Annotated in this window: 12 protein-coding genes; 7 read left to right on the top strand and 5 right to left on the bottom strand. The window is 68.2% G+C overall.

The window, feature by feature from the left end; all coding sequences use genetic code 11:
• Positions 1 to 106: 106 nt before the first annotated feature.
• Entirely contained in the window at positions 107 to 1,219 is a 1,113-nt protein-coding gene (locus AKH00_RS11310; RefSeq protein WP_050722782.1) for a BMP family lipoprotein, read from the bottom strand.
• A 148-nt stretch (positions 1,220 to 1,367) separates the two neighbouring features.
• Positions 1,368 to 2,483, bottom strand: coding sequence for a mannose-1-phosphate guanylyltransferase (locus AKH00_RS11305; protein ID WP_050722781.1), 1,116 nt, complete (start codon positions 2,481 to 2,483; stop codon positions 1,368 to 1,370).
• A gap of 179 nt (positions 2,484 to 2,662) precedes the next feature.
• Here AKH00_RS11305 and sdhC point away from each other — a divergent pair, with 179 nt between their 5' ends.
• The 6 genes from sdhC to AKH00_RS11275 all read left to right on the top strand — a co-directional run bounded on the left by sdhC (position 2,663) and on the right by AKH00_RS11275 (position 8,317).
• Complete coding sequence (gene sdhC, locus AKH00_RS11300) at positions 2,663 to 3,103, top strand: succinate dehydrogenase, cytochrome b556 subunit (RefSeq protein WP_082297558.1); 441 nt, start codon at positions 2,663 to 2,665, stop codon at positions 3,101 to 3,103.
• A complete protein-coding gene (locus AKH00_RS11295) occupies positions 3,103 to 3,546 on the top strand; it encodes a succinate dehydrogenase hydrophobic membrane anchor subunit (RefSeq protein ID WP_050722779.1) in 444 nt (147 codons plus the stop codon). The genes sdhC and AKH00_RS11295 overlap by 1 nt, the downstream gene beginning before the upstream one ends.
• A 20-nt stretch (positions 3,547 to 3,566) precedes the next feature.
• Positions 3,567 to 5,393 carry a succinate dehydrogenase flavoprotein subunit gene (gene sdhA / locus AKH00_RS11290; protein ID WP_050722778.1) on the top strand — a complete coding sequence of 609 codons (1,827 nt, stop codon included), beginning with the start codon at positions 3,567 to 3,569 and terminating at the stop codon, positions 5,391 to 5,393.
• A gap of 2 nt (positions 5,394 to 5,395) precedes the next feature.
• A complete protein-coding gene (locus tag AKH00_RS11285) occupies positions 5,396 to 6,163 on the top strand; it encodes a succinate dehydrogenase iron-sulfur subunit (protein WP_050722777.1) in 768 nt (255 codons plus the stop codon).
• An 89-nt stretch (positions 6,164 to 6,252) separates the two neighbouring features.
• Complete coding sequence (locus AKH00_RS11280; RefSeq protein ID WP_050722776.1) at positions 6,253 to 7,467, top strand: YihY/virulence factor BrkB family protein; 1,215 nt, start codon at positions 6,253 to 6,255, stop codon at positions 7,465 to 7,467.
• Positions 7,468 to 7,477: 10 nt separating this feature from the next.
• On the top strand, positions 7,478 to 8,317 hold the full coding sequence (locus AKH00_RS11275; RefSeq protein ID WP_050722775.1) for an exodeoxyribonuclease III: 840 nt from the start codon (positions 7,478 to 7,480) through the stop codon (positions 8,315 to 8,317).
• Here AKH00_RS11275 and AKH00_RS11270 read toward each other — a convergent pair.
• Genes AKH00_RS11270 through AKH00_RS11260 form a run of 3 tightly spaced genes read right to left on the bottom strand, consistent with a single transcriptional unit; the run spans position 8,311 to position 10,294 of the window.
• Positions 8,311 to 8,955 (bottom strand): DUF4166 domain-containing protein, encoded by a 645-nt coding sequence (locus tag AKH00_RS11270; protein ID WP_050722774.1) that lies wholly within the window; start codon positions 8,953 to 8,955, stop codon positions 8,311 to 8,313. The genes AKH00_RS11275 and AKH00_RS11270 overlap by 7 nt on opposite strands.
• Positions 8,952 to 9,638 (bottom strand): DUF4166 domain-containing protein, encoded by a 687-nt coding sequence (locus AKH00_RS11265; RefSeq protein WP_050722773.1) that lies wholly within the window; start codon positions 9,636 to 9,638, stop codon positions 8,952 to 8,954. Before AKH00_RS11265 ends, AKH00_RS11270 begins: the two co-directional genes overlap by 4 nt.
• A complete protein-coding gene (locus tag AKH00_RS11260; protein WP_235556748.1) occupies positions 9,635 to 10,294 on the bottom strand; it encodes an SRPBCC family protein in 660 nt (219 codons plus the stop codon). Before AKH00_RS11260 ends, AKH00_RS11265 begins: the two co-directional genes overlap by 4 nt.
• A gap of 63 nt (positions 10,295 to 10,357) precedes the next feature.
• Here AKH00_RS11260 and trpS point away from each other — a divergent pair, with 63 nt between their 5' ends.
• Positions 10,358 to 11,362: a tryptophan--tRNA ligase gene (gene trpS / locus AKH00_RS11255; RefSeq protein ID WP_082297557.1), complete on the top strand. Its 1,005-nt coding sequence runs from the start codon at positions 10,358 to 10,360 to the stop codon at positions 11,360 to 11,362.
• Positions 11,363 to 11,382 lie beyond the last annotated feature (20 nt).

Genomic DNA, 11,382 nt, shown 5'->3' with positions numbered 1-11,382 from the left:
GGCGCGACGGCGAAATTCCGCGGGGCGCGCTGAGGACGGTCGTCCGTCCACGGCGCGGGGCGAGTGGCCGCTTGCTCCACTCGCCCCGCCCTGGACCTGCTGTGACTTACGGGGAGTTCGGGGACTCCACCGTGATGTCGCCCGAGATGATCTGCTCCTGGAGAGCGGCGATCTCGTCGAGCAGCCCGTCGGGCAGCTCGGACTCGAACGAGCCGAAGCCCGAGAGCTTCACGCCCTCGTTCTCAAGGGTGCCCACGTAGGGCGCCGGGTCGAAGTCGCCCTCCGAGGCCGCGATGGTCGCGTCCTCGACGGCGACGTCGATCGCCTTCATGATCGAGAAGAGGGTGACGTCAGCCACGCTCTCGTCGGCGACGGCGAGGTCGCTGTCGACGCCGACCATGAGGGTGTCCTTGCCGCTGTCCTTGATGGCTGCAGCGGCGCTCTGGTAGATCGGGCCACCGACCGGGAGGATCACGTCGACGCCCTGGTCGAGCACACCCTGAGCGGTCTGCTTCGCGGTGTCGTTCGCGTCGAAGCCGCCCGTGAACGAACCCTCCTGCGTAGCGACGTCCCAGCCGAATACCTGCACGGCACCCGACTTGTCCTCGTTGTACTTCTCGACACCGAGCTCGAAGCCGTCCATGAACACGGCGACGGACGGGATCTGCATGCCGCCGAAGGTGCCGACCTTGTTGACACCGGCCTGCGCCGACCAACCGGCCGCGGCATAACCGCCGAGGTACGCGGCCTGGGCCGTGTCGAAGACGAGGGGCTTGATGTTCGGCGCGTCCGTCGTGCCGTCGAAGTCGTTGTCGGCGTAGTCGTCGATGATCGCGTAGTCGATGTCCGGGTTCGCGAGAGCGGACTCGACGGTCGCGGCGGACAGCTTGAAGCCGACCGAGACGATGAGCGAGCAGCCTTCGGAGACGGCGGTCTCGAGGTTCGGGGCGTAATCGTTGTCGTTCGCCGACTCGAACTCGAGCGGCTTCACGCCGAGGGTGTCCGCGGCGCGGTCCATGCCCTCCTTGGCGGACTGGTTGAACGACTTGTCGTTCCAGCCTCCGGCGTCGGAGACGAGGCACGGCAGGAAGTCGGATGCAGCGTCGCCGCCTCCGTTGCCGCCCGACTCGGTCGGAGCCTGGCCGCAGCCGGCGAGTGCGAAGACGACGCCCGCGGCGATGGTGGCGCCGAGCAGCTTCTTGGTGGTGGAGATGGTCAACTCATGCCTCCCTCAACGAACCCGCGGCCCTCGCGGATCGATCAAAGTTACCTACTGTTTCGTCATTCGCGCATACCGGAGCGGGCGGCTTCGGTGAATGGTTACGAACCTGAAATCTGAGCGACACATGAGCACCGCGGGGTGCGCATCAGAGCACGTCGCCTCGACCGGTGAGTTTGAGGGACTCCACGACGCCCTTCACGCGCTGCGCGTTCTCGACCGTCGTGACCAGCAGGGCGTCAGGGGTGTCGACGACCACGATGTCCTGCACACCCACCAGGCTGATCACACGCGACGTCTGGCTGACGAGGATGCCGCTCGCCGCATCGGTCAGCACGCGGGCTTTCGGACCGAGCACGGCCAGGTCGCCCTTGCGTCCGTTCGTGATGAGCTTCGTGAGCGAGGCGAAGTCCCCCACGTCGTCCCAGTCGAAGTGGCCGGGCACGACGGCGAGGCGTCCGCGGGTCGCCGCGGGCTCAGCGACGGCGTAGTCGATCGCGATCTTCTTGAGCCCCGGCCAGATGCGGTCGACCGCCGGCCCTCGGCGCTCGCGGTCGTCCCACGCCTCCGCGAGCTCGAGGAGCCCGGCGTGCAGCTCCGGCTCGTTGGCGGCGAGCTCGTCGAGCAGGACGCTCGCCTTCGCGATGAACATGCCCGCGTTCCACAGATAGTCGCGGCTCGCGAAGTACGCCTTGGCGGTCTCGAGGTCCGGCTTCTCGACGAAGCTCTCGACGAGCGCGGCCTCCCGCGCTCCGTCGACCACCAGCTCCGGGCCCCTTTTGATGTACCCGAAGCCGACCGCGGGCTCCGTCGGCGAGATGCCGATCGTGCAGATGTACCCCTCGCGCGCGACCTCCACGGCGTCCCTCACCGCGAACTCGAACACGCGAGTCCCGCGGATGACGTGGTCGGCGCTGAAGGAGCCGATGATGACGTCCGGGTCGCGACGGTGCAGGATCGCGGCGGCCAGTCCGATCGCAGCGGCGGATTCACGGGGCTCGGACTCCAGGAACACATTGAGGTCGGCGATTCCGGGGAGCTCCGCCTCGACGGCGGCCCGATGAGCGCGACCTGTGACGACGGCGATGCGGTCGGGTCCCGTGAGCGGCTCGAGGCGGTCCCAGGTGTCGCGGAGCAGGGAGTGCCCGGATCCCGTCAGATCATGCAGGAACTTCGGTGCGTCCGCGCGCGACAACGGCCACAGACGGCTGCCGATTCCTCCGGCGGGGATGACGGCGTAGAAGTTCTCGATGGGTCGGCTCACCCTGTCAGCGTAGCCCGAGGTGTTGTCTCGACATCGAGATGGTTAGGGTCCCCTTCGTCGCCTGCAGGCTCCACGCGGGAATAAGATGGACGTCGATCGGGCATGCCTGACTTCGACAGGGTCAACCTGTACGGGCGCAGTGCACGCGACCGAGTCACATCGATCCAGGGAGGACGACCGTGTCCACAAGCGCTCGCTTGACACCGTCGATTTCGGAAACCACGTCCAAGACCCCCCGCGGCACCCTCTACCGGGGTCGCGAAGGCATGTGGTCGTGGGTGCTTCACCGCATCACCGGAGTCGCCATCTTCTTCTTCCTGTTGGTGCACGTGCTCGACACGGCGCTCATCAGGGTGTCGCCCGAGGCGTACAACGCCGTGATCGGCACGTACAAGAACCCGATCATGGCCCTCGGCGAGGTCGTGCTCGTCGCCGGCATCGTGTTCCACGCCATGAACGGCCTGCGAATCATCGCGGTCGACTTCTGGTCGAAGGGCGCGAAGTACCAGCGCCAGCTGTTCTGGGGCGTGCTGCTCGTCTGGGGCATCATCATGGCCGGCTTCGTCCCGCGCCACCTGATGCTCGCGTTCGCCGGCTTCGGCGCCGGAGGAGGACACTGATGACCGCTCAGACCGTCGCCGCCCCCGTGCGCACGCGCCGCGGAGTGAACCTCGAGAAGTGGGGCTGGCTCTTCATGCGCGGCTCCGGCGTGCTCCTCGTGATCCTCATCTTCGGGCACCTCTTCATCAACCTCATGGTCGGCGAGGGCATCCACGCCCTCGACTTCGCCTTCATCGCCGGCAAGTTCGCCACGCCGTTCTGGCAGTGGTGGGACGTCATCATGCTGTGGCTCGCGTTGATCCACGGCGCGAACGGCATGCGCACGATCGTGAACGACTACGTCACGAACAACACGGCGCGCAAGGCGCTCGTCTGGGCCCTCGGCCTCGCCGCGGCTCTGCTCATCCTCCTCGGCACGCTCGTGGTCTTCACGTTCGACCCGTGCCTCGGAGTGACCGAGTCGAGCACGCTGTGGGAACAGTGCCAGACGCTGGGCAAGTAGAAGAGAAGGCATAAGAAGAAGTGACTACCGAGACCCAGGACTCCTTCGTGCGCGACGGCGTGCACTACCACCAGTTCGACATCGTCATCGTGGGAGCCGGCGGCGCCGGCATGCGCGCGGCGATCGAGGCAGGACCCGGCGCCAAGACCGCCGTGATCTCCAAGCTCTACCCGACGCGCTCCCACACGGGTGCGGCGCAGGGCGGCATGGCCGCAGCCCTCGCGAACGTCGAGGAGGACAGCTGGGAGTGGCACACGTTCGACACCGTCAAGGGCGGCGACTACCTCGTCGACCAGGATGCTGCGGAGATCCTCGCGAAGGAGGCCATCGACGCGGTCATCGACCTCGAGAACATGGGCCTCCCCTTCAACCGCACGCCCGAGGGCAAGATCGACCAGCGCCGCTTCGGCGGCCACACCGCCGAGCACGGCAAGACGCCGGTGCGTCGCGCGTGCTACGCCGCAGACCGCACGGGTCACATGATCCTGCAGACGCTGTTCCAGAACTGCGTCAAGCTGGGAATCAACTTCTTCAACGAGTTCTACGTGCTCGACCTCATCACGGTGAAGGATGCCGCGGGCGCGACGCAGATCGCGGGCGTCGTGGCGTACGACCTCTCGACCGGAGAGCTGCACGTCTTCCAGTCCAAGGCCGTGATCTTCGCGACCGGCGGCTTCGGCAAGATCTTCAAGACCACCTCGAACGCGCACACCCTCACGGGCGACGGCGTGGGCATCGTGTGGCGCAAGGGCCTCCCCCTCGAGGACCTCGAGTTCTTCCAGTTCCACCCGACCGGCCTCGCCGGGCTCGGCATCCTCCTCACCGAGGGCGCGCGCGGCGAGGGCGCGATCCTGCGCAACGCCTCCGGCGAGCGGTTCATGGAGCGCTACGCACCGACCATCAAGGACCTCGCCCCGCGCGACATCGTCGCTCGCTGCATGGTGCAGGAGGTCGCAGAGGGCCGCGGCGCCGGCCCCCACAAGGACTACGTGCTGCTCGACTGCACGCACCTCGGCGCGGAGGTCCTCGAGACCAAGCTCCCCGACATCACGGAGTTCGCCCGCACCTACCTCGGCGTCGACCCCGTGGTCGAGCCGGTCCCGGTCATGCCGACCGCGCACTACGCGATGGGCGGCATCCCGACCAACAACGCCGGCGAGGTCCTCGCCGACAACGACACCGTCGTGCCCGGCCTGTACGCGGCCGGCGAGTGCGCGTGCGTGTCGGTGCACGGCGCCAACCGCCTCGGCACCAACTCGCTGCTCGACATCAACGTGTTCGGCAAGCGCTCGGGCCGCAACGCGGTCGAGTACGTCAAGACCGCCGAGTTCGTCCCGCTGCCCGAGAACCCCGCGGCCTTCGTGTCCGACATGCTCGAGGGCCTGCGCAACAACCAGGGCACCGAGCGCATCGCCGTGCTGCGCAAGACGCTGCAGGACGAGATGGACAAGGGCGCGCAGGTGTTCCGCACGCACGACTCGCTGCAGCACGTGCTGGGCGTCATCGCGGAGCTGCGCGAGCGCTACAAGAACGTGCACGTCGACGACAAGGGCCACCGCTTCAACACCGACCTCCTCGAGGCCGTCGAGCTGGGCTTCCTGCTCGACATCGCCGAGGTGGTCGTCTACGCGGCGCAGAACCGCGAGGAGAGCCGCGGCGGTCACATGCGCGACGACTTCCCGAAGCGCGACGACGAGAACTACATGCAGCACACGATGGCGTACCTCACGGGCGACCCGCATTCGTCCGACCCGAGCGACCACATCAAGCTCGACTGGAAGCCCGTCGTCTTCACCAAGAACGAGCAGGGCGAGTTGAACTACCCGCCGATGGAGAGGAAGTACTGAGAATGTCGAACGCACTCGCCGAGGCCCCCGCGGAGGTCACGGAGGACACCGGCATCCAGTCCTTCATCGTCACGTTCAACATCCGCCGGTTCGACCCCGAGGTCGACTCCGAGCCGCACTGGGTCGACTACGACGTGGAGCTCTACTCCACCGATCGCGTGCTCGACGCGTTGCACAAGATCAAGTGGGAGGTCGACGGCTCGCTCACGTTCCGCCGCTCCTGCGCCCACGGCATCTGCGGCTCCGACGCCATGCGCATCAACGGCCGCAACCGCCTGGCCTGCAAGACGCTGATCAAGGACCTCGACATCTCGAAGCCGATCTACGTCGAGGCGATCAAGGGCCTCCCCCTCGAGAAGGACCTCGTCGTCGACATGGAGCCGTTCTTCGCGTCGTACCGCGAGGTGCAGCCCTTCCTCGTCGCGAACTCCGTGCCCGAGAAGGGCAAGGAGCGCACCCAGTCGATCGTGGACCGCGAGGTCTTCGACGACACGACCAAGTGCATCCTGTGCGCCGCGTGCACCTCGTCCTGCCCCGTGTTCTGGACCGACGGCCAGTACTTCGGCCCGGCGGCGATCGTGAACGCGCACCGCTTCATCTTCGACTCGCGCGACGACAACGCCGCCGTGCGCCTCGACATCCTCAACGACAAGGAGGGCGTGTGGCGCTGCCGCACGACCTTCAACTGCTCCGAGGCCTGCCCGCGTGGCATCGAGGTCACCAAGGCCATCGCCGAGGTCAAGCAGGCCGTGCTGCGCGGTCGCCCCTGATCACGCGGTGACGACGCGGACGGGCGGTCTCCTGCGGGAGGCCGCCCGTCTGCCGTCTACCCCGCGATCGACGCCGATAGGGTGAAGACGTGTCCCGCCCCGATCGAGCAGCAGCCGAGCCCGAACAGGGCCGGATCGACGCCGCCGTGGAGCGCGCGACGACGATCACGCGTCGCACTCTCGCCCTCTTCCCCGTGCGCGTCTGGCGACACTTCCTGCAGCACAACGGCTTCCTCCTCGCCGCCGGCGTGAGCTACCAGGCGCTGTTCGCGATCTTCGCGGCCGTCTACCTCGCCTTCGCCGTCGCGGGCCTCTGGCTCGGGGCCAGCACAGAGGCCGTCGACGCGCTGATCGACGTCATCAACAGCTACATCCCGAACCTGATCCAGGCTGAGGGCGGCCTGTTCACTCCGGATCAGGCGCAGGAGATCGCGGCGAGCACCACCGGCGTGCTCAGCGTCACGGGCCTCATCGCTCTGGGGACGGTGATCTGGACAGCCATCGGATGGGTGACCTTCTCGCGTCGCGCGACCCGGGACATCTTCGGCCTGCCACCGGACCTGCGCAACTACCTGCTGCTCAAGGCCCGCGACCTCCTCGCCGCGCTGATCTTCGGCGTCGCGCTCCTGGCAGGGTCTCTTCTCAGCTCGGCCAGCGCGGCGGCGCTGAGCTGGCTGCTCGGCCTCGTCGGGTGGCAGCCGGGATCGGCAGGCGGCGAGCTCAGCATCCGCGTCGGAACCGTGGTGGTCTCCTTCGTGCTGCTGTCGAGCGCCCTCGCTGCCATGGTCAGATTCCTGACGGGCACGTCGCTCGAGTGGCGGACGATCTGGCCTGGCGCGCTGCTCGGCGGGGCGGCGATGACGGTCCTCCAGTACGGCGCGGGCTTCCTGCTGAGCTACACGCCGAGCAACCCGCTGCTCGCGACGTTCGCGATCTTCATCGGGCTCCTGCTGTGGTTCCGCGTGAACGGCGTCGTGATGCTGGTCGCGTCGTCGTGGATCGCGGTGTCGGCGCGGGATCGCGATCTGCCCCTCACCCACAGGTCGGACGCTCAGCGGCGGGCCGACGAGCATCGCACGCTCGTCGCGGCGGCCCAGATACGTCTGGACGCGGCTCGAAACGCACGCGAGGATGCTCCGTGGTACCGGTCCTGGGCGGCGGCGCATGCCGTGCGGGCGGCGGAAGCCGACCTCGCCGATCTCGAAGCGTCCGCGCCGCCGCTGCCCGAGCCGGTGCCGTCGTTCATCCAGCGCCTACGGGCGGAACGGGATCGCTCGTCCGAGGATGTCGGAGACCCTCGTTAGGCTTGTCCTCATGCCTCACCTGCGTATCGCCTCGGTCAATGTCAACGGGATCCGAGCGGCCGCTCGCAACGGGATGAGCTCCTGGCTCGATGCCGCCGACGTCGACATCCTGACCCTGCAGGAGGTCCGCGGTCAGGACGAGCACCTCGAGGCGGCCCTCCCGGGCTGGACGTTCGTGCACGACGAGGCGACCGCGAAGGGCCGCGCCGGCGTGGCGATCGCGAGTCGCACCCCCGCGCTGGTGTCGCGCACCCAGTTCGGGCCGGACGACTTCGACTCGAAGGGACGCTGGATCGAGGCCGACTTCCTGATCGGCGACCGCCCGCTCACCGTGGTGAGCGCCTACGTGCACTCCGGCGAAGCCGACACCCCGAAGCAGGACGAGAAGTGGAAGTTCCTCGACGCGTTCGGCATCCGACTCGCCGAGCTCGCCCATGACGACGCCCTCGCGCTCGTGACGGGCGACCTCAACGTGGGCCACCGCGAGCTCGACATCAGGAACTGGCGCGGCAACCGCAAGAAGGCCGGCTTCCTGCCTCGCGAGCGCGCGTACTTCGACCGCTTCCTCGGCGCCGCCGGCCAGGAGGTCGAGGGGGTCGACGGCAGCACCGGCACCGGACTCGGCTGGGTCGACGTCGGCCGGCGCTTCCACGGCGAAGTCGACGGCCCCTACACGTGGTGGTCGATGCGCGGTCAGGCCTTCGACAACGACTCCGGATGGCGGATCGACTACCACCTCGCCACCCCGGCCCTCGCCGAACGCGTCACGGCCTACCACGTGGCCCGCGCCGAGGCCTACGACCAGCGCTGGAGCGACCACGCCCCCGTGGTCGTCGACTACACCTACTGAGTCGAGCCGGGTCGGTCCTCGGGCGGCGCGACGCGGTACCACCCGCGATACTCGAGAACGGTGCCCGCGATCGGGCTCCGTGCGCTCATCCGGATGGTTCGCCGTTCCTGCACGGCATCCCATCCATCCTCGACCCGGATATCGAGGCGGAGGATCCCGCGGAGCGCGAAACGTCTTCCTGCGAGGCGCACGGCCACCCGCTCGCTGCGCATACGCAGGGCACCGCCCTCGGTGACGTCGCAGCGCAGGATCAGTTCGATCCGCCCCGCCCTCCCCAGCACGTTGCGCACCAGTCCGGGACGCGAACTCGCGACGATTCGGTCCGTGATGCGCTGCACGCCGCCGCGGAATCCGAACTCCCGCGTGGTGTCGAGCGTCACACGCCCGAGTCCGTCCCGCCGCGACAGCGTCACGAGAGTGAACGGGACGTCGCGCTCGTATCCGCTCACCAGAGCGTCCCGACCGACGACCGGGATGCCGAGGGCGTTGAGGCGGCGGAGCCGACTTCCGGCGAGCGCGAACACGCCGTGCGACTCCTGACGCTCGATCGTCGACGACATCTGCGCGCGGAGGGTCGGATGCAGGCGATCGGCGTCCTCACCGAGAGCGTCCAGGAGGACTCCGGATCCTCCGATCACTCCCGTGCCTCCTCGCGGTAGGGCTTGGTGGTCGCCGGCGCATCGCCGCCCGGCACGAACTCGCAGGCGAACGTACCCCGGTAGCCGAACAGGAAGCCCAGGATGTCGTTGCGCACTTCGAGATCGATGACGTAGCAGTCGCGTTCGTCGTCGTAGTGCTCCGTCAGGTACGCCCGGCCGCTGAACATCATCGGAAAACGGAACGCCACCGGTCCCTCATAGAATCTCTGCTCCCCCGACGTCAGACGGAGACCGCCGTCGTCGGTCACGGAGAGTTCCAGGTCGACGGCGAGGTGCTGGTGCGTTCCGAGATAGTCCACGATCCGACCGCGGTCCTCGCTGTAGATCATGGTCGCGTCGAAGCGCCGTCGACGGGCTGGACGGATCTGCATCGTGCGCACGAACGTCACGGTCTCCCGCCCCAGGCCATCGACGTAGGCATGGTTGTCGATCTGGAAGGGGATGTCGCGCCCGCGGTCGGGGAACAGGATGTTGCGCATCGTGCCGATCCCGAGGAACGGCAGCGTCCACCACGGACCGCGGCGGACCTCGGTCATGACACCCCGCCCGATGCATCCGTAGCCCGCAGCCACGCCGACCCCGAAGCGCTCCTGCATGCGGGGGTGCAGTCGATCGAAGTCCGGTCCGAGTGCGCGGCGGAACACGCCCGTCGCGGCGGTCATCGGTCGAGCTCCGCGAGGGCGGACGGTGCATTCTGCATGATGGTGCGGTCTCCGGAACGAGGCGGACGAGAGAGGCAGCGACCCGCGCGAGCGCGTGGACGACGACCGGGGCGGAGGGATCGCCACCAGCCGGTCTTCTCCGGGGGGATCCCCTCCTCGGCCCAGAGGCGGAGCCGGTCGAAGCTCCAGGCGGTGAGCCACCAGACGAACCGCCGCGTGACGAGTGGATCGACGATCCGTCCGAGAAGTCCCCACCCCGGAACGTAGTCGTAGCCCGTGAGGAAGCGGATTCCCTCGTCGGTCGGGATGTACCGCCAGTATCCGCGTCCAGCGCCGAGGGGCGAGAGCCAGTCCGTCGTGTCGAAGAGGAGCGCGGAAGTGCGCTCACCCGCCCTCCCCCGGCGTTCGCCACGGGACACCCCGGTGCCGCGGATCGTGTGGACGCCGAGATCGAGCTCGTAGACGAACTCCTGCGCACCGTCATCCCGGATCACGGTGGGCCGGATCGCCGTGAACCGCCCATCCCAGCGCACGTGCGCATCCGGCTCCTGCGTCAGCTCCCAGACCCGCTCCATCGGCGCGCGGATGACGATCTCGACGTACAGGGCGGCGTCCCGCCGCTTCCGAGGTCCGTCGGTACGGCGCGGGGAGGTCATGCGCATCAGCCTAGACACGACTCCTGCGCCAACGAGCCCGACGCGTCGGCCTAGGATTGAACCGTGACCAAGCCTCGCCTCTACTCCGGAATGCAGCCCTCCGCCGACTCCCTCCAGATCGGCAACTACATCGGGGCGCTCCTGCAGTGGCGGGAGCTGCAGAACTCCTACGACGCCTACTTCTCGGTCGTCGACCTGCACGCGCTCACAGTCGCCCAGGACCCCGCGGAGCTCCGCGAGAAGACCCGCCGCACGGCCGCGCAGTACATCGCCGCCGGGATCGAGCCGTCCCAGTCGACGCTGTACGTGCAGTCGCACGTGCGCGCGCACGCGGAGCTCGCCTGGATCCTCTCGACCATCACGGGCTTCGGCGAGGCCGGGCGTATGACGCAGTTCAAGGACAAGTCGGCCCGCTACGGCGCCGACGCCACGAGCGTCGGCCTGTTCACGTACCCGGTGCTGATGGCGGCCGACATCCTGCTGTACCAGACCGATGTCGTGCCGGTCGGCGACGATCAGAAGCAGCACGTCGAGCTGACCCGCGACCTCGCTGAGCGGTTCAACTCCCGATTCGGCGAGACCTTCGTCGTACCGCGCCCCGTGATCCAGAAGGACACGGCGCGCATCTACGACCTGCAGAGCCCGACGTCGAAGATGTCGAAGTCCGCGGAGAGCGACGCCGGCGTGCTGTGGATGCTCGACGACCCGGCCAAGTCCGCGAAGAAGATCATGCGGGCCGTGACCGACAACGAAGGCTCCGTGCGCTTCGACCGCGAGAACAAACCCGGCGTCTCGAACCTGCTCACGATCTACGCGGCCCTCAGCGGCCGTCAGGTCGAGGCGATCGAGGACGAGTACGCGGGACGCGGGTACGGGGACTTCAAGAAGGGCCTCGCCGAGGTGGTCGTGAACGAGTTCGAGCCGGTGCGCGCCCGCGCACTGGACCTGCTCGCCGACCCCGCCGAGCTCGACCGCATCCTCGCGGCGAACGCCGCACGAGCGGATGCCGTCGCCGACGCGACCCTCGCCGCGGTGTACGACCGCGTCGGGCTGCTGCGCCGCGTCTGAGCCGGTCGCCGTCGGACCCG

The organism is Microbacterium sp. GCS4 (assembly GCF_001262495.1).
GTDB lineage: Bacteria > Actinomycetota > Actinomycetes > Actinomycetales > Microbacteriaceae > Microbacterium.
Note: the sequence above shows the minus strand (reverse complement) of the source record. Positions and strands in the feature narration are given on the sequence as shown.

Excerpts from the sequence above, each read along its gene's own strand:
- AKH00_RS11295 (WP_050722779.1), top strand. The coding sequence starts at position 3,103 with ATGACCGCTCAGACCGTCGCCGCCCCCGTGCGCACGCGCCGCGGAGTG.
- AKH00_RS11285 (WP_050722777.1), top strand. The coding sequence starts at position 5,396 with ATGTCGAACGCACTCGCCGAGGCCCCCGCGGAGGTCACGGAGGACACC.
- AKH00_RS11275 (WP_050722775.1), top strand. The coding sequence starts at position 7,478 with ATGCCTCACCTGCGTATCGCCTCGGTCAATGTCAACGGGATCCGAGCG.
- AKH00_RS11265 (WP_050722773.1), bottom strand. The coding sequence starts at position 9,638 with ATGACCGCCGCGACGGGCGTGTTCCGCCGCGCACTCGGACCGGACTTC.
- AKH00_RS11260 (WP_235556748.1), bottom strand. The coding sequence starts at position 10,294 with ATGACCTCCCCGCGCCGTACCGACGGACCTCGGAAGCGGCGGGACGCC.